The following is a 17,902-nucleotide window of genomic DNA, read 5'->3' on the forward strand; positions in this document are numbered from 1 at the left end:
CGATCCACCGAGGCGACGAAAAAGCCAATCCGCCGCAGCAAGGATAACGCTCATGCCCTAAGTTAGCGCCTATGGGGCGCTGTCCCTCCGGCATCAAAAGTTCTGCATCGCAGCGCGCTGATTCGGTGGTTGCGACGCGCTTTAGCAGTTACGCAGCTCATGCCTCAAGCGCCTTGAGCGAACGCGCCATGTTTTGCCGAGCCTGAGCCTCGAACCGCTGCCGGAACTCCTCAGTGTGAAAGATATGCGGGCGGGCGAGGAAACTCTTCAGAACAGCACTGCGACCGGCACGCCACATTGGCTCTTCCACCCAGCCATATTCGCGGCGAACCGCCTGTTCATAGGCATCGAACGCATCAGGCGGCGCACCCAGGATCGCCAGGTCCATATCGAGGAACAGCGCTGCGTCGCGGACGGCGTTCTCGTCGTCAAAGTGCGGCAATTCATGCGTGGCGGTGGCTGATAACATCGCCGTGATGCGGCCAAGGTGCTGCGCATCGGTGCGGCCGGCTAGCTTTTTCTCGGCAAGGGCGGCACTCCTGGCCTCGTTGTCTCTGGCCCGACTGTCATAGATGGCGTCGTGGAACCAGATCGCCGCCTCGACTGCCTCGGGATCATGCAGCAATGCCTTGTAATCATTGGCCAGCACCAGCATCGCCTCGATATGGGCAAGGCTGTGATAGTGGCGGCCCTCGGCCCGGTAGAGCGCGGAAAGCTCGTGCTTCAGCGGCTCGTCGATCAAGGGTTCGTTTTCCATGGCTGCTTGAATTTCCGTGAACCAAATCCATTTGACAAAGCACTAAGGAAAATTGAGTTCAACCGTGTTATGATTTGGCTTATAGAGCATGTCGCCCAAAGTGCGCAGCGGTTTTGGCACATGCGCATCGCCTGACTCACTTTGATCGCGATTCGCATTATGCGGCCGGAGAATAGGCAAGCCGCCAAGCCGGAGACATTAGATGGCCGGAGACCATTGATGAACAGCGTTACGATTGCCCGCCCGACCATGGTGAAGCCGATCGACCCGATCTGGCGCTCGATCCGCGACGAAGCGATGGAGGCGGTCAACCGCGATCCGCTGCTGGCGGCGTTCCTCTATTCGACCATCCTTAACCAGGAAAGCCTGGAGGAAGCGGTTATCCATCGGCTGGCTGAGCGGCTCGCCCATCAGGATATCGGTTCCGATCTCATCCGCCAGACGTTCAAGGCGATGGCAGCCGACGACAACGACTGGTCGTCGACGGTGCGTGTCGACATCCAGGCCTATTACGACCGCGATCCGGCCTGCGACCGCTTCATCATGCCGGTGCTCTATTTCAAGGGTTTTCATGCCATCCAGACGCACCGGCTGGCGCATTGGCTATGGAACCAGGGTCGCCAGGATTTCGCGCTCTACCTGCAGAGCCGGTCGTCCTCGGTGTTCCAGACCGACATCAACCCGGCCGCCCGCATCGGCAAAGGCATCTTCCTCGACCACGCCACCGGTCTCGTCGTCGGCCAGACGGCGGTGATCGAGGACGACGTGTCGATCCTGCACGGGGTGACGCTGGGCGGCACCGGCAAGGCCGGCGGCGACCGCCATCCAAAGATCCGCTATGGCGTGCTGATCGGCGCCGGCGCCAAGATCCTCGGCAACATCGAAGTCGGCCATTGCTCGAAGATCGCGGCAGGCTCGGTAGTGCTGTCGCCGGTGCCGCACAACAAGACGGTTGCCGGCGTGCCGGCCCGCGTCGTCGGCGAGACCGGCTGCGACCAGCCTTCGCGGCAGATGGACCAGCTTTTGCCGTCGCAGTCGATGGACCACGTCGTCAGCTTCGATATCTGATTTCAAGTCCGCGGGGCGGGCAATCGAACTCCGTTTGCCGGCTCCGCCGCCTCTCGGTTCTCGCATATCCGGTCGGCTTGCCTTTACATCGCCATTGTCGACGTGCCAGAAGCGCGCTCAAATGAGCAAGACCGACGATCGGAGAAGACTTTTGAAGCCGGACGAAATCAGAAAGCTGGACGCCTATTTCAAGCGCGTCTTCCAGAACCCCAAGCTTGAAGTGAAGGCGCGGCCGCGCAAGGACGATTCGGCCGAGGTCTATGTCGGCGACGAATTCCTCGGCATCGTCTTCAAGGACGAGGACGACGGCGACTATAATTTCTCGATGGCGATCCTCGACATCGATCTGGCCTGAGCCGGGGATTCGCGGTTACCGGCACGCGCCCGTCATCCCTGGGCGGAGAAGGGGGCTCCGCCGTTTGCGATTTGCCCCCAAAGCGCGTCGCATAATCCCTTCAGACACAATGCGTTAGCGCCCTGTCTTCAGCAAACGCGCAGCCTCGGCGGCGATGGCTGCGTCGAGCGCCTGCCAGTCGCCCAGAAATTCCATGGGAAAGCGGTAGGTGAGGGTGAGATTGTCGCCGACCAGAATGTCGCGTTCGCAGGGCGCCAGCGATTGCGCGGCACTCGGGCCGCTCAGGCAGCGGGCCACGAAGGGGTCCTTGCCCCGGCGATTGGCAACCGCCAGCACCTCGTTGAAATAGCCTGATTTTTCACTGAAGCCGTAGAGCGTCGTGCCGCCCGGGCCGGGCGTGCCGGGCTGGACGATCAGTGCGCTGTAGATCGGCGCGAAGCGGCCGCTCATGTCACGCGACATGACCTGTCGTTCGAACGACAGAAAGATGATCCTCTTGCTCGATCCGGTGTGGTTGAAATCGTCGCGGGCGGCCTCGCTGTAGCCGTCCATCTCGGGATAGCGCAGATAGAGGTCGAGCCGCGAGGCGGTGCCGTCGCGCCGGGCCTGGTCGAAGCGGATGACATTGGCCGGCACGGCGATGACGTTGTTGCCGATCACCACCTCGTGGATTGTCATGTCGTCGGTGTATCCGGCCATGGCGATCGAGCGGCCAAGCCATTTGCCGCCAAGGCTGATCGCCACCGAAAGCATTGCCAGCGCCGCGAACACGTAGAACACCCGCTTCATCAGCTTGGAATCGACGACGGTGAGTTGCGGACCGTTGGCGGTGGCTGTCTGCTTCATCGCGATCCCCAATTTCGGCCGCCTGTCCCAAGATATTTGTCCCCTTGGGGTGTCCTTAGGCGGCACATGTGGCGCGGCACGGCTCTTGCAACGGCGCCTGTCGAACACGACTGTGCGATTTCATGGTAAATGGAAGGTAAAGATGGGTACGGTCGAACACACACTCTTTGCTTTTATGGTTGGGCTGACGGCGTGCGGCCTGGCCGGATCGGCTATGGAGCTGATATCAGGCCGCCGGCTTGCCTTGGTCGAGCCCTATGTGTCGCCGGCGCATGTGCTGCGCTCGCTCTTCGCGACGGCCTGCGCCGGGCCCCTGATGTTCGCCAACGAAGCCCTCCACGCCTGGCGGGAAGGCCGCATTTCCGCCCCGGCGCTGATCTCTTGCGGTTGCACCGCTACGGTCTGGGCCTTGGCGTTGGGCGTCGTGCTGATCGACATTGCATCCCGAGCGGGCATTCTCCTAGGTTCGGCTGATTTTTCAGCGTGAGACGATTCGGAGGCGAAAAATGCCGCTCTATGCGATCGACGGAAAGGCGCCCGGTTTCGAGGACGCGGACAGCAACTGGATCGCGCCCGACGCGACATTGATCGGCGATGTCAGGGTCGGCCGCAATGCAGGCTTCTGGTTCGGCGTCGTCATCCGCGGCGACAACGAGCCGATCGTTATCGGCGCTGATACCAATGTGCAGGAGCACACGGTCATGCATACCGACGTCGGTTTTCCCCTGACCATCGGGCAAAGCTGCACGATCGGCCACCGGACCTTGCTGCATGGCTGCACGATCGGCGATAACAGCCTGATCGGCATGGGCGCCATCGTGCTGAACGGCGCGAAAATCGGCAAGAACTCGCTGGTCGGCGCCGGCGCCCTGGTCACCGAAGGCAAGGAATTCCCCGACAATTCGCTGATCATCGGCTCGCCCGCGCGTTTGGTGCGAGTCCTGGACGATGCCGCGGTCGCCAGGCTGCGCGCTTCGGCCGCGCACTACGTCGCCAACGGCAAACGCTTCAAAGCGGGACTGACGAAGACCTGAGCCCAGCCTTGCTCAAATCTTCGGCTATGGTTTCACCGGCATCGTCCCCCAACTCACCGTCCATTGGAGCCGCGCCTGGTCATCGCATCGCGCAGCAACGAAGCGCCGGCTTCAAAGCCGGCATTGTCGGCGTCCTCGAGGGCCGTCGTATAGTCGTCGATGCGGGTTTCGAGCGATGGGTCGGCGCCCGCCGCCAACAGCAGGCGGATGGCATCGACGCTACGGATGGCGACCGCATAGTGAAGCGGCGTCCAGTCGTTTACGCCCCGCATGTTGAGGTCGGCGCCTCCATCGATCAGGATTCGGACGATTTCCAGTCTGTCAGCCCGGTCGGTGGAGAGTGCCGCAATGATTGCCGGAAAACCGCCGTGGTGGTGATAGTTCGGGTCCGAGCCCGCATCCAGTAAGATCGAGATGAAAGCGGCGGGGCTCCAATAGATCGCATATTCCAGTGGATGCCCAAGGCCGAGTTCAAAGGGCATCTGCTCGTCGAACCAGCCGGGTGAGCCGCCGAGAGCCACACCGAGGGCCTCGAAGTCGCCCGCCTTGAACGCGTCGTCGATGGCCTTGAACAGGCGGTGGCGCTCGCATCGATCTTCCGGGATTTCCAACATCGCAGCGATCCGGAGGTTGAATTGGCCGCCATACTGCTCCCATAAGCAGTTGCCTGAAAGCCTCATGGGCGGGTTGCGATTAGAGAGAAGTTCTTGCGGCTGCGTTTGTTAGAATCTCATCCCGCTTCAGTCTCGTAAGCTGCCGAGAAATCCCCCCGACTGGCGCGCCCAAGGCCGCGCAATCCGGTCCATGTGGGCGATGGTCGAAAGCGGTGGGCGATCGCGATCACCGTCTCGCCCTGCATGATGCCGTATAGCGTCTCCAGCCCGCGCGTTTGGTGCGAGCTCGACGATGCAGCGGTTGCAGGCTGCCGGCAGCTGATACTTTGCGCAATTGGTACCCCGATCTTACCGCATCGACATCAAGTTCGTGATCAGACCTGCCTTAATGTCGAGCGCGGGTCGAGGGGCCTCCGGATGACCGATGTCGTTCAGCTGATCGGGCGTCAAGTCGGCTAGTGCCCTGCGTCTTGCGGCGGTTCGCTGCCACCCCCTGAAGGCAGCGATCATTAGTGCTACGCTTTTCCTGCTAGATCCAAACAGGCGTTTTTTCGACGCGCTGCGCCCGGCGCGAGTTTCCGTATGAGCCATTTCTAGTCTCCCATTTCGAGATTTGCGGCTGGGAGCGTGCCATGCGGGTGTTTTCGGGCTGTTCGGCTGTGCGTGAAAAAAACGGAAAAGGCCGACGAGCTGCCGTTAAATCGGTGTTAAATCGATCTACCGAAATGCTATTCTGCCGTGGCGGTCAAAGTCTGGAGACGGTCTGTGCGCATCAGGTTGCTTGGCGGCCTCGAGGTTACTTCGCCGGAGCGCCGGCCCGTCCGCTTCGCCACGCGCAAGACTTCGCTGCTTTTTGCTGCCCTGGTGCTGGCGGGCCGCCGCGGCCATCGTCGCGAGCAGCTTTGCGAAGCCTTTTGGCCGGGACGAAGCAACGGCCAGGCCCGCAACAGTTTGCGGCAAGCGCTGGTCGACATCCGGCGCTCGTTCCCGACTAGCAAGGATGCCACCCTCTACATCGACGGGGATCAGGAAGCCGTCGCGCTGATTGCCGGTCCGGATGAGACGGACATCTCGATCTTCGACCGCAAACTGGAGGAGGGCCGGGTGGCGGATCTCGCCCTCGCCGCCGACCTCTACCGCGGTGGGGTGCTTGCAGGGGAAGCCATTCCTGAGGAACTGGATGAGTGGTTTGGACCCTATCTGAACCGGTATCAGCGCAAGGCGCTGCAGTTGGTCGATCGGCTGAGCCTCGCGTTGCCTACCCCCGACTCAGCGGAAGAGACGGCCTGCGAAGGGCTGGCGGAGAGATTGCTCGCCTCAGATCCCACCGCGGAGGCCGCCCATCGGGCGCTGATCCGGATCCACGCCCATCGCGGTCACGAAAACGCGGCCTTGCGCCAGTTCGAGGTGTGTCGGACTGTGCTGAAAAAGCAGCTGGACGCGGAGCCGGAGGCGCAGACAAGCTCACTGGCGGCTTCCCTGCAGTCCCGCGATCGAACTGGACATCAGCGACCGGGGCCAAGCTCTGGCGTCGCGGCGCCGGCGCAGGTGCTGCCAGTCCCAACGAGACATGATGATCGACCGTCGGTGGCAGTGTTGCCGTTTCAAAATCTGAGCGGCGATCCAACGCAGGACTATTTTGCCGATGGCATTGTCGAGGACATTATCACCGTCCTGGCTCAATTCCGCCATTTGTTCGTCATCGCCCGGAACTCGAGCTTCACGTACAGGGAACGGGCTGTCGACATTAAGCAGATCGGGCTGGAGTTGGGCGTCCGCTATATCGTCGAGGGAAGTGTGCGGAAAGCGGGTGAGCGCCTGCGCATCTCCGGACAACTCCTCGACGCTTCGAGCGGCCTCCACCTGTGGGCTGACCGTTTTGAAGGTACTCTAGCCGAGGTTTTTGATTTTCAGGACCAGATCGCCTCGAGCATAGTCGGCGCGATCACCCCAAAGGTCGAGGAGGCGGAAATTGAGCGCGCCAAGCGCAAGCCGACTGAGGACCTCGACGCCTACGACTATTATCTGCGCGGGTTGGCGTCCCACGACCGAGCGGTCAACACCAAGGAAACCATGGATGACGCTCTGCGGTTCTTCATGAAGGCGATCGGCCGTGACCCGGTGTTCGCTGCCGCCTATGCCCGGGCGGCGCGCTGCTATGCGGCGCGAAAGAGCAACCGCTGGACGATCGATCGCTTAGAAGAGACTGCCGAGGCGACCCGACTGGCAAAGAGAGCGATCGAACTTGGATGGGACGATGCAATTGCCCTTTCGTACGGCGGATACGTGCTCGGCTATGTAGGCGGCGATGTGGAGGAAAGCGCGGCTTGCATCGAACGTGCGCTTGGCCTGAACCCGAACTTGGCTGCGGCGTGGGGTTACAGCGCCTGGGTTCAAGCGTGCTTAGGTGAGCCGGAGAAAGCCGTCGAGCGCGCCGCGCAGGCAATGCGCCTCAGTCCGTTCGATCCTCGCTTTTTTGTTTGGGAATTTTGCACCGCGCTCGCTCACTTTTGTGCCGGGCGCTACAACGATGCTGCTGAGTGGGCGAAAAGGTCTTTGCGCTCGCAACCAAACTACGCGAGTGCGACGCGTGTGGCGACGGCAAGTTACGTCTTGGCCGGTCGGATTTCGGAAGCCGAGAAGATGATGGCTCGCCTGCGCGAACTCGATCCTACGTTGCGGCTTTCGAATCTCGCCGAGGTACTGCCGCCGTTTTATCGACCGGACGATCGCAGCAGATATATCGAGGGCCTTCGCCAGGCGGGCCTGCCGGACTAACGCGGTATCACCGTGAAGCGAGGCATGTCGGCTTCACCGACGCATACTGGATTTCGAAAACCTAGCGTAGCCGGATGCTTATTCAGCCGCAGTGGCGGCGGCGCGGTTGCTGGGCACGCGTCACGTAGCCACGTTGGCTAGAAGAACTCACGCGCCGCCCGCGCATCCTGGCTGTCGTCGAGCTTACCGACAAGCTCGCCGTGAGGCGCGATAAATTCACGCGCTTTCTCGACATCTCCAAGGCTTCGAAGACAGCGAGCGAGTTCCACAGCGATACGCAGTTGGCCAATCGCGGAACGATGCAAGGTAGCGACGTTCGCAGCCTTGTGGAGCATCTTCTCGATCTCGTCAGGTCCGCCACCGCTCTTTTCGCGGATACAGGCTTCGATCCTAAGTACTTCGGCGAGCTGGAAATAGGTTCCGTTGTAGCGGCCGAGCTCGAGGGCAGCTTCAACCGACTTGCGAGCGCTGTCCAGCCTGCCGCTGTCGCCCAGCGCTTCGGCGTAAAGGCCTATCAGATAGGGCAGCCCCATTTCAGCGCCGGTCCGGCGAATGGCAGATATAGCTTCCTCCATGCCGCGCAGGCCGGCCCCCCGTTCCCCAAGCCGGAATTGCCCCCATCCAACCTGGAACGCGGCTTGGCCGACAAGGAGCGGCAACTGGAACTTCTCTGCTATCTGCAACTCGCTTTCCGCCGCCCGAAGCGCGGCCTCAGGCTCCCCCGCGAACATATGGAGGTAGCTGGTCCCCCAATACGCAAGCGCCATGCTCAGCGGATGCTCGAAACGTCCGGCGAGCGCGGTTGCGTCTTCGCACCGTAGCCTTGCCTTATCCGGCTCGCCGGCCAGCCAGGCCGACAATCCCGAGAAGCAGCGGCAGCAGACGCCCGGGTCATGACCGGAGTACTTGTACGTCAGATAATGATCGCGGTCGGGGTCGTAGAGGCCGATGGCGCGTTCCGCATGGTTCTGGGCCGCCGCGGTCTCCCCAAGGAAGAAATTGTTTGTCCAGAACATGTGCTCGGTCTCGATCGCGAGACCGGGATCGCTGTCGTCCTTAGCCATGCCAGCCCATCGGCAGGCCAGTTCCTGCGCCGCTGCCGGCTTACCGCTAAGCATGTAGTATTGGGCTCTCCCGCGCAGCGCCGTGAACAGACGCGCCTGGTCGCCGATCTTACCGCAAAGTTCCTCGGCGCGCTCGAACGCGGCGAGCACTTCGGTCGCACCCCAGCCACGAGCCGCCATGAGGGCCACGCCCCTCGCGAGCTGGAACTCGATCTCTTGCTCATCGGCGTCGGCGACATCGTTGCTCCTCAGCAGCCTGACCCCAAGGTCCAGCTGCTCAAGTGCACTGACGTGCGCCGACCGCCTGATCGCCTTGCGAGCCGAGATCAGAAGATAGCCGACGGCTTCGACCCAGAGGTGAGCCTGTTGCGCGTGTCTGGCCAGGCGTTCGCTGTGCTCCTCAAGCCGGTCCGCATAATGGGCCTTCAATTCGGCAAGCGCAGTCCTGTGGAGCTCAATGAGCGCCGACGATACGATACGTCCTGACACGGCAGTTCGGATGAGGACGTGCTTGAAGCGGACGAAAGCCTCGGGAAAAACCTGAAGCTCCACTAGGAGATCGGCCTTCTTCAAATTCTGGAGGGCGGCATCGAAGCGCAGGCTCGACAGCGTCGCCATCCTTCGTAGCAAGGGCACCGGAATCTCTCCGCCGAAGATCGAGGCGACCTCGGCTACCCGCTTCGAATCCTTGTCGAGACGTTCGAAGCGAGCGTCGACGATCGTCTGGATACTCACCGAAACGATGATCTCGTCGACCTCGCCAGAAGGCCGGTAGTGGCCCGGCTGCCCTTCCAGCTTGCCGGTCTCGGCGAGAGCGCGGACGGTCTCTTCCAGGAACAATGCATTGCCTTTGCACGCATCCCCGACTGCACCGCGGAGCTGCGCCAGCTCAGGGTCCCTGCCAACCAGGTAGTCAAGAAATGCTGCTGCTTCGGCCGTATTGAACGCCGGCAGGCGGATTTCGGAAGGTCCTGCAGCGGCGAAGGCACCGCGATCGTATTCGGGTCGACAGGTCAGGATAAGCAGGCAGCGGACAGTGGGCAGTGCCTGCGCCAGCCGCACCAGGACCCCCTCACTCTCGGGGTCTATCCAATGAAGGTCCTCGACCAGGAGAACGACGGGCTTCCTGCGGCCAAGGAAGAGTAGAAGCCCAACCGCTGCTTCCTGCATGCGCCGGGATCGCTCCTGGCCAGAGATGATAGCCCAGTTCGGATCCTGAATGGGCAGTTCCATGACTGCCATGATCGGATCGAGGAGCCGCTCATCGAAGCCTTGCGCGCTTTGCGCGGCCAGTACCTTTTCGATTGCTATTGGCGGCGCTTCGGTGTCGCCCACGCCGAACAGGGTTTGCAGCAGCTTCCGAATTACGACGAAGCCGCTGCGCAGGTCCGTTTCGAGCGCGCCGACCTCCAGATTCTCAGCGTCATCGTGAGGGATGGCCCCAACGAATTCATGCGTGACACGCGACTTGCCGTGACCGGGATCGCCGACCACGAAAACCGTCTGACCTTCGCCGTCGAATACGTCATGCCAGGCCTTGTTCAGAATCTGCAGCTGCATCTCGCGGCCGACGAACGGCGACAGCTGCGTTTCGGCGCGCAATTGCCAGCGCGAGCGGCCCCGTCTGATCTCGATCACTTCAAAGAGCCGCTGGTTCTTCGGGTATTCCGACAGAAGTGGCGCTGCCAGCGCTTCCATACTGACGAAGCCGCCGGCCGATGCCCGGGTCCTGGCGGTTGCCACCACGAGATCGCGCCCCAACGCCTGGCTCAGCGTATGGGCCACGGACACCGGCCCGCCGCGCACCTCCAAAGCCCGGTCACGTGCCGGGCTGACGATGACGATGCCTGTGTCCAGGGCAGCACGAACGCCGGTCATCCAATCGCCATGGCGCAGCGCGAGTTCGCGCAGCGCGAGTGCGGTCCGGCAGGCAAGTGCAGCATGTCCTTCGAGCGGCTCAGGCGCGCCAAACGACGCGACCAGCTCGTTCTCGGAAATCGTCAGAACCGTTCCTCCGTTGTCGCGCACGAGTGCGGTGGCCTGCATGAGGAAGGGATCGACCCGCTCCAGCGCGACATCGGGAGGCAGGTTCTCCATCACCGGTTCGGCGTATTGGAAATCGGCGCACAGGATCGTTGCCTGTCGCCGGGTCCTCGGGTCGACCGCAACGACCGTTTGCGCCTGAAGCGCCTCGTTGGCAAATGCCGACGCCTCGAGAATGAAGTTGCGGAACGCGGGTTCCTCGGCAAGAAGGATGTGATTGGCGCTTTCCAGTTCGACGAAGCGGGCACCAGTTATCGATCTGGCGAGCTCCAAACCTTCCGAGAAAGGCGCGACCCGGTCGCCGTTGGCATGCAGGACGAGCGCTGGCACATGCAGCCTTTCAAGCGATCGCGATATGTCAATGTCGGCAAAGACATAGCTCAACCGCATCGCGTTTTCCGGCGTGAGTGTCCGGCGCTGCAGCTCAATGAACCAATCCATCTGCACGCGATTGGCGCCCGGTATAAACAGGTTGGTGAACATTTGGCGGAACAATGGGTCGTCCTGACCCCAGCCCCGGCGCATCAACGCCGAGATTGCTTCGCGTCTGACGATCTCCGCCGCATTTCCGCGCGCTCGCCATCCACGAACATATCCCCCCAAAATCAAGAGACCCGCGACCTTCTCGGGATGGCGAATGGCGTATTCGACCGAGAGAGCACAGCCTTGCGATATTCCAAGGAGGACGAAACGGTCGAGGCCCACGGCCTCTACGACGCATTCGAGATCGTCGACGAATGCATCGAAAGACACATCCTCACAGACTGTGTCGGAAAGGCCGTTCAGGCGCCCGTCGTAGCGTACAAGCGTGAAGCCGCTGGACAGGCCGTCGATCCAATGTCCCCAAACCGGGCTTTCCCAATCGAAGTCGAGATGGGACATCCAGTGCGAGGCACGCACGATCGCTGGCCCGGAGCCGCTGATGACATAGGCGATCCGGGTGCCATCGCGGGCATTGACGTAGCGTATCTGCTGCTTACCTGACGAAACCTTCGTCGAAGGCGACGGGACGGGTTCGGGCATAGGCCCCGTCAGCGGAGGTTCGGGGGCCGGCCGGCTAACAGGTCCAGCCGTCGTGCCACTTCGGATCGGGGCAGCGGCGACGGTCAGTCGAGCCTGATCGTTAATGCGGGCGATCTCGTCTGCTAGATCATTGTCCGGAAGAAGTGACTGCAGCGTGTGCAGATGGGGAAGCGCCCGCTCAGGCTCGTCGCCCAGGCGATCGATCAGGGCGCGTAACGCCTTCAGGTGCAGAATCTCGGTCTCGTTCGAACAATAGACGCGCCAAGCCTCGAACGCCTGGCAGCGCGGCAGATAGAGGTCCGACAAGAACGGGCCGGCGAAAGCCGCAGCGATCGCTTCCAGACGCTCTGTAGGCAGCGAACCAACCGCATCGGCCGACAGGCCCCTGATCAGATCGTAGTCGAGCCAGATCGATCCCGGCTTCAGTTGGACCACGTTGCGATCGGCCGCAAGCCGGGTCTCGCCGTCGGCGTTTAAGATCTGGCGCAGCTTCGAAAGGCTCCAACGCAGCGCGCCCCGAGGATCATCAGGGACGTCCCAGAACATCTCACAAAGCCACTCGCGGCGCTGCTGCTTTTGCTGCACGGCCAGATAGGCGAGTAACGCCCGCGTCTTGCGCGATTGCGTTAGGGCCACAGGCTCGCCGTCACGGCGAACCGTGAGGTCGCCAAAGACCCTTACTTCGAAGGCCGAGCTCAATCCGGTTGTCCTAACCGTATGGTCGGCCTTACATTAGCGACGAAGCATTTGGCTTCGCAACACCCAAACCGATGGCGGACGTGTCTTCACGCCCGCCATCGCATTTGACCCGTGCTCCGTCACCGGACCTCAGCCCTGCGAGCGATCTCGCAAAGGCGTCTGAAGTTAACCACCCGGTCGAGGTGCTCCCGGACTGCCTCGAGCGGCGGACCTTTGCGGATGTCTTTCCACAGAGTGGATGTCGGAGTTGCATAGATACCGAATGAGATGTTCATAAAGTTGGCTCCTTGGTTTGCAGCGGACCATTCCGCTTAGTTCCTCGAACATGCGTTCTGCCCGTTGGAGACAGCGTGTGGGAGAGCATGGAAATGCGGAGCCGCCCGGCAGCCTATGGCGCCTAATCGAGCGGCACAGTGTAGGTTGTTGCCGTGCCGGACAGGCAAATCTCGCCTGCCGAGTTTGCGACGGTGGTTGACAGCGTGCAGATCGGCTTGTCTTCCCGCACGCTAAGCACCTCCGCGCGTGCGACGATCTCCTCGCCGATACCGACGGCCTTGAGGAACTTCCACTCGACGCCAAGAAAGACGCTGCCGGGTCCCGGTAAGTCCTCGGCCACCAGAGCATTGAGAAGGCCGGAAGTGACACCGCCCTGAACTATGAGACGGCCGAATACGGTGCGGGCGGATAGGACATCATCGTAGTGGAGTGGGTTTCTGTCGCCGGTCATGTCGCTGAACGCAATGATGTCGCTAGCCCGAGTGATGCGCCTTCGCTCTGCACTGGCCCCGACTTCCGGTTGTCCGAACCGGACTCCGGACCATCCGGATCGTATGGTCGTTTGCATAGCCTTGCTCCTTGTTTTGTGTTTCAGATTGCCTCTAGCTGCGACGTCACTAGCCCTTGCGGGAGAGGCGGAACCTCGCGATCGCGCGCCGCCCGGGCCAAGAGCACAGCGACTTCGGATTTCATCGCCTCGCTGAAGCGCTTGTGGCGTTCAGGTAGCTCTTCGAGGGACCAGTCGAAGGCACTGATGGCGTCCGTGGTCTCAAGGATGGGCAGCGCGAGGCTGTCGCGTACTTCCTGGAACTCCCGCAATGCGGACTCGCGACAGGAAAGTATTGCCGTCGCGGCCCCTTCGGCATCACGCAGGGCGTCGGAAATACCATGCGAGGTCAGCGGATCGCGGAAGAAGCCGGCATCGCCGACCAGCATCCAGCCAGGGCCGTATGCCTGCCGCAATCGGCCGGGCGTGCCGCGGAAGGCCTTCAGACGTTCGCCACCATTGCCGAAGACCCGCGATCCCAATCTGGGTGCCAGCGCTGCCAGGGCAAGCTGTGCGGCGGAAAGATCGAAACGGAACTCCGCGTCAAACCGCTCGGTCGGAACGGATGCGACGATACAGGCTAGCCCGTCATTCGTCGGTATCACGCCGCCGGATAAGTTCCGGCCGAAATACCAGTGGTATCCCGAGAACGCCGGCGCGGGGGCGTAGCCGAAGACATGTGCCACCGAGCACCGCCCCTGCACCAGCCTCCTTGCCTCGACCTTGCGAGCGATAAACGAGCCGAGCCCGTCTGCGCCAACCACGATATCGGCGCTTATCTCGCGAGTTTGGCCGCCGGCATCTCTCAATGTGACGCCGCGAACACGGCGATGTGCGTCGAACATGAGATCATGGACCGGAGTGTCGTGCATAATCGTGGCTCCAGCGGCTCGTGCTGCATCGACCAACATGCGATCAAGCACCGTGCGGCGTGGAGCGATCAGGCCCGGAATATCTGGCTCGGGCCGAATGGGCACCGTGACCTCCTGCTCGCCATAGTGAAAAGTGGTAGACCTGATCACCGGCGCACCGCTTTGGATCAACGGTTGGAGCAGGCCCCAACGCGAAAGCTGCATGACGGCTGGTCGCATCAGCGCGTGTGTAGACAGCGTGTCAGATCCATAGGACTGGCGGTCGACTGCCAGCACCCGCAATCCTGCCCGGGAGAGCAGCATTGCCGTCGAGGCTCCGGCGCAGCGCGCGCCGACGATGATGGCGTCGTAGTGAGAATGTGCGGGGACGACATTGGAAAGCATCGGAATGTCCTTATGCTGCCTTGAGGCCGCTCTGACCGAGATAGTGTGAGACGTGGTCGGCGATCGCTTGCGCGTCCGGCCCAACGCCTCCAATGAAATTGGAATCGCGCTTGCGCAGAAAGCGAAAGCCAAGCGCATAGAGGCCGGCGACGGTCGTTATCCCGCCCTTGTGCGCCAGTTCGCCATTGGCGGTGATGACGGGCAGTTTCAGCCATGAAAACGAGCGGCTGTAGCCGGTCGCCCATATGATGGTGCCGATGTCGTCGTTCGCGAACGACAGGCGCTTGAGGCAATTCGTCGGCACCTCGATCGGGGCGGGGGCGCCGGCCATGGATTTGTGACCCGCGAACTGGTCGAGCTGGCGAAGGAGCCGGTCCTGCTTGGCGTCCGCCGCCGTGATGCTATCTTTGAGATCATCGGCAAAGCCAATTGTCCCGTTCGAGATGCCTTCCAACCGCCCGGTGAGTTCGACTCCGATGCCCTGAAGGGTCGCCAGATCGACATTGGAGCGATCCGCCCGACCGGCAAGTTGAAGTGAAGGCTGTCGTCTGGCGCTGTCGGGATCTGTCAAATCGTCCAGCCGCTGGGACATGAATCCCATATGGTAGAGCCACCAGAAGATATCCTTGTCTCGCCAGATGCGCGGCAAACGCGTGTGCTTGCCGACGGACAGGATTACGCGTCTGCCACTGCGTCGCAGCTCGTCGGCAATCTGGACGCCCGACGACGATGCGCCGACAACCAGCACGCCGCCTGACGCAAGCTGGTCGGGACTTCGGTACTGCGAAGCGTGGATGCTGACCGGTTGGTCCGCGCTGGTATGCAGCGGGAAGGGCATGCTCGGCACGTCGCAATGACCGGTGGCCACAACGACGACTTTCGCCGACCAGTCACCGGCGGTCGTCCGCAGCCTGAAGCCTTGCCCATCCTGTTCGCACGACAAGACATCGACGTACGAGCGCACCGGCGCTTGCGATCGATGGGCATAGCCAACCAGGGTTTTCACAAACGCGTCGCGGCTCATGTAGCCGTCGGGTTCGGAGCCACAATATGGGGAGCCTGGCAGCGCGTTCAGCCAATTGGGCGTCAAAAGGCGGAGCGAACGCCATGTCGAGGACCGCCACCGTTCGCCAATGCGCCCGCGTTCCAGAACGACATGCGAGATCCCGCGTTTTCGAAGGCAATGGCTCAAGGCGATGCCCGCCTGGCCAGCGCCGACGATGACAACGTCAGAATGTTCCATATTGTTTCCATCAGTTTTGGAGGGCGACGGTTCAGACACCCGTCCGAACCGCCTTTCCGGGTGGATCACTGGATGGTTTTGACACCGACCGAAACGGAAACACCGTTCGTCAGCACGTCGAAGACCGCGGACCGTGCCCGTGCCTGCTCGACCAGTTGCCGGAGTTTCTCGGACGGCGCATCGCCCTCGATTTCGAACGCCACCGTGATGTTCTGAAAGCCGTTTCGGACCTCGTCGGAAATCCCGAGGATGCCGCGCAGATCGATGTCGCCATCGACCGAGCACTGCACCTTGGTCAGCTTGATGCCGCGCGCCGCGGCGATGTTGGCGACGCCCGCCATCAGGCAGCTGGCGAGCGCATGCAGCAGCCATTCGACCGGGGTGGGGCCGTGATCGGCGCCGCACAGCACGGCCGGGTGGTCGCTGTCGGCGTAATAGGCTTTGGCATGCTTCTGTTCCTGGCCGGCGCCGTGGAAGCCGAGCATGACGCTCTTGCTGTGGGTGCCTTCGACCCACTCGTTGTGGGCGCGGAACTGGAACTTGGCCAGTTCAGGCTGGCCGGCGACAAAGTTGATCGTTGCCAGAAGGTTCGGCGTGTCGACGCCGTTCAACGGTGGCCTTGAGGCCTTGGTGGTGTGTTGCATCGTCTTCTCCAAGTGAATAGTGCGGCGAATTTGCCGGACCGCTTCCTTGTGACGGCGCTGCGTTTGAACGAGGGTGGTTGCGTTCGTGGAATTTGCCATGGAATTGCTTGATCCACATGCTTCCACGCTACGAAACGATCTGCGAGACGTGGGCCTTGTTCAAAGCGCCAAAACCCCGGCGAGGTGATCGCCAGGGATTGCGCGGTTGAGTAATTCTTGTGTTGAAGGCCTGGCCCGACTTCGGGGCAACCTCTCGCGCCCGTCGAGCCGAACCTGTTCAGCAGGCCGGGTCAATGTGGATCAGCATCATTTCGCGTTCAAGCGACCGCGTTGAGCGCTGTTGGCAATTGTAAACCGCATGGACGTGACGTGATCGATCACCGAGCGGCCGATGCCCATGTCGTTGAGCAGATAGTCGGGCATTGAATGTAGCGCGACTCGCTCGCTGCGCATCTTCAATGCACGGAAGGCCAGGCGGATCGCGGATTTGGCGAAGCCGATAGCGTCGAGCCCGTCTCTCGAGGCGGAATAGTTTGCGTGATCGATAGTGGTCATTTTTGTCTCCATCCTCGCGACGCGACCATTCGCGCCGTCGATTAGAGGAGGTTGCGATAAGACCAGAGGAGTGAGCGTTTGAGCCTCCGTCGAATTATGGTCGAATTCGAGGGAATGGATCCGTTAAACTGCGTATGCAACCACGGGAATCGACAGCCACTGTCAATCCCGGCCGCCGGGCTGGGCCACGGGCGCGTTTGGTTTCAAAGCGCGAACATCGCTAACTTAAGTGCCGATTGTTCCGGCATCGGATGCCTCACGCTGCGTGCTGATCCTCCCGGGCAGCCGCGATCATCACACTTGCGAGCAACGCATAGGCTGCCTCCCAAGCCTCGCGGACCGCCGGCGTGAAGGCCGTGCCGAGGCTGGCCGCCATCGTGTCGATGAGCGCTTGCCCGACGATCGGGTAATGATGCTTCTTGAAACCGCAGGCCACATGACGCTTGGCGAGCTCGCGTACGGTCGGAAGGACGGTGTTGGCACGATCCAGTCCGCGCACGACGGAGCCCAGGCTCGCCATCAGCTCTGCGCCTTGCTTGGGCATGTCGCTCGCCAGAAACAGTGCGCGAAGATCCGAGTCGATCGCGAACAGGCGTTCATAGAACAGAGCCGCGGCTGCCACGCGTATCGGGAGGACCTCGTGGAAACTATCCTGGACAAGTCGAATCTGGTCGGGTGTCATTGGCGACGCTCCTGCGCTCCTGGCCTGCGTGCGGCTCGACCATCCGCCCAAAACGTTTCGCATGCATGTCGCCCGGCGCGTCGATGTGTTTCAGTTGTGTCTCAATTGGGGTTCGGTTTGCGCTCAGTTGTATTCAGATTCCTTCTGTGTCCTGACGGTGCCCGGAAACCTCTCAGTGTGACCAAGCGTCTAGGAGACATTCCCGAACAGTCCTCTGATCACAGATCACTCGAATTTTCATCGCCTGGTAGCTCACGGCCGAAGCTTATTGCGCCGCTGAATTTGTCGCAATCGGACCAATGTCCGCACCGGTCGTCTCCCGCCATTCCCAACGCGCAAGTCGGGTCGTCATCACCAGAAGCCCGGTGCCGCTTGAAAAAGTGGAGCCGGCCCGGGGACGGGGCCGGCTCCTAAAACC

General features: G+C 61.7%; 16 protein-coding genes. 5 read left to right on the plus strand and 11 right to left on the minus strand.

Annotated elements, in window-relative coordinates:
* Positions 1–157: 157 nt before the first annotated feature.
* Positions 158–757 (minus strand): HD domain-containing protein, encoded by a 600-nt coding sequence (locus AC0L14_RS33690; protein WP_473752107.1) that lies wholly within the window; start codon positions 755–757, stop codon positions 158–160.
* A gap of 219 nt (positions 758–976) precedes the next feature.
* Here AC0L14_RS33690 and cysE point away from each other — a divergent pair, with 219 nt between their 5' ends.
* A complete protein-coding gene (cysE, locus tag AC0L14_RS33695; protein ID WP_123151060.1) occupies positions 977–1,825 on the plus strand; it encodes a serine O-acetyltransferase in 849 nt (282 codons plus the stop codon).
* Positions 1,826–1,976: 151 nt separating this feature from the next.
* Positions 1,977–2,180, plus strand: a complete 204-nt coding sequence (locus AC0L14_RS33700; RefSeq protein WP_013531334.1) for a DUF3126 family protein — start codon at positions 1,977–1,979, stop codon at positions 2,178–2,180.
* A gap of 114 nt (positions 2,181–2,294) precedes the next feature.
* On the opposite strand, the gene AC0L14_RS33705 is transcribed toward AC0L14_RS33700, so the two are convergent.
* A complete protein-coding gene (locus tag AC0L14_RS33705) occupies positions 2,295–3,026 on the minus strand; it encodes a hypothetical protein (RefSeq protein WP_473752109.1) in 732 nt (243 codons plus the stop codon).
* A gap of 142 nt (positions 3,027–3,168) precedes the next feature.
* Between AC0L14_RS33705 and AC0L14_RS33710 the strand changes: the two genes are divergently transcribed.
* A complete protein-coding gene (locus tag AC0L14_RS33710) occupies positions 3,169–3,513 on the plus strand; it encodes a DUF6949 family protein (protein WP_473752111.1) in 345 nt (114 codons plus the stop codon).
* Between the two features lie 19 nt (positions 3,514–3,532).
* Positions 3,533–4,060, plus strand: coding sequence for a gamma carbonic anhydrase family protein (locus tag AC0L14_RS33715; RefSeq protein WP_473752112.1), 528 nt, complete (start codon positions 3,533–3,535; stop codon positions 4,058–4,060).
* Between the two features lie 53 nt (positions 4,061–4,113).
* On the opposite strand, the gene AC0L14_RS33720 is transcribed toward AC0L14_RS33715, so the two are convergent.
* The gene (locus tag AC0L14_RS33720; RefSeq protein ID WP_473752113.1) at positions 4,114–4,674 is read right to left on the minus strand and encodes an ankyrin repeat domain-containing protein; all 561 of its coding nucleotides are present in this window, start codon (positions 4,672–4,674) and stop codon (positions 4,114–4,116) included.
* A gap of 348 nt (positions 4,675–5,022) precedes the next feature.
* Positions 5,023–5,265: a YjiS-like domain-containing protein gene (locus AC0L14_RS33725; RefSeq protein ID WP_473488659.1), complete on the minus strand. Its 243-nt coding sequence runs from the start codon at positions 5,263–5,265 to the stop codon at positions 5,023–5,025.
* 174 nt (positions 5,266–5,439) lie between these two features.
* Here AC0L14_RS33725 and AC0L14_RS33730 point away from each other — a divergent pair, with 174 nt between their 5' ends.
* The gene (locus tag AC0L14_RS33730; RefSeq protein ID WP_473752114.1) at positions 5,440–7,452 is read left to right on the plus strand and encodes a BTAD domain-containing putative transcriptional regulator; all 2,013 of its coding nucleotides are present in this window, start codon (positions 5,440–5,442) and stop codon (positions 7,450–7,452) included.
* Positions 7,453–7,589: 137 nt separating this feature from the next.
* On the opposite strand, the gene AC0L14_RS33735 is transcribed toward AC0L14_RS33730, so the two are convergent.
* The 7 genes from AC0L14_RS33735 to AC0L14_RS33765 form a co-directional block, all read right to left on the minus strand.
* Positions 7,590–12,281 carry an alpha/beta fold hydrolase gene (locus AC0L14_RS33735; RefSeq protein WP_473528227.1) on the minus strand — a complete coding sequence of 1,564 codons (4,692 nt, stop codon included), beginning with the start codon at positions 12,279–12,281 and terminating at the stop codon, positions 7,590–7,592.
* Positions 12,282–12,678: 397 nt separating this feature from the next.
* Complete coding sequence (locus tag AC0L14_RS33740; protein WP_135937614.1) at positions 12,679–13,125, minus strand: MaoC family dehydratase; 447 nt, start codon at positions 13,123–13,125, stop codon at positions 12,679–12,681.
* Between the two features lie 23 nt (positions 13,126–13,148).
* The gene (locus AC0L14_RS33745) at positions 13,149–14,360 is read right to left on the minus strand and encodes an NAD(P)/FAD-dependent oxidoreductase (protein WP_473528226.1); all 1,212 of its coding nucleotides are present in this window, start codon (positions 14,358–14,360) and stop codon (positions 13,149–13,151) included.
* A 10-nt stretch (positions 14,361–14,370) separates the two neighbouring features.
* A complete protein-coding gene (locus AC0L14_RS33750) occupies positions 14,371–15,603 on the minus strand; it encodes a flavin-containing monooxygenase (protein WP_473752115.1) in 1,233 nt (410 codons plus the stop codon).
* A 65-nt stretch (positions 15,604–15,668) separates the two neighbouring features.
* The gene (locus tag AC0L14_RS33755; RefSeq protein ID WP_473752116.1) at positions 15,669–16,247 is read right to left on the minus strand and encodes an OsmC family protein; all 579 of its coding nucleotides are present in this window, start codon (positions 16,245–16,247) and stop codon (positions 15,669–15,671) included.
* Positions 16,248–16,553: 306 nt separating this feature from the next.
* On the minus strand, positions 16,554–16,802 hold the full coding sequence (locus tag AC0L14_RS33760) for a hypothetical protein (RefSeq protein WP_473752117.1): 249 nt from the start codon (positions 16,800–16,802) through the stop codon (positions 16,554–16,556).
* Positions 16,803–17,058: 256 nt separating this feature from the next.
* Positions 17,059–17,484 (minus strand): globin family protein, encoded by a 426-nt coding sequence (locus AC0L14_RS33765; protein ID WP_473752118.1) that lies wholly within the window; start codon positions 17,482–17,484, stop codon positions 17,059–17,061.
* Between the last annotated feature and the right edge of the window lie 418 nt (positions 17,485–17,902).

It is taken from the genome of Mesorhizobium sp. WSM4841 (assembly GCF_055811515.1).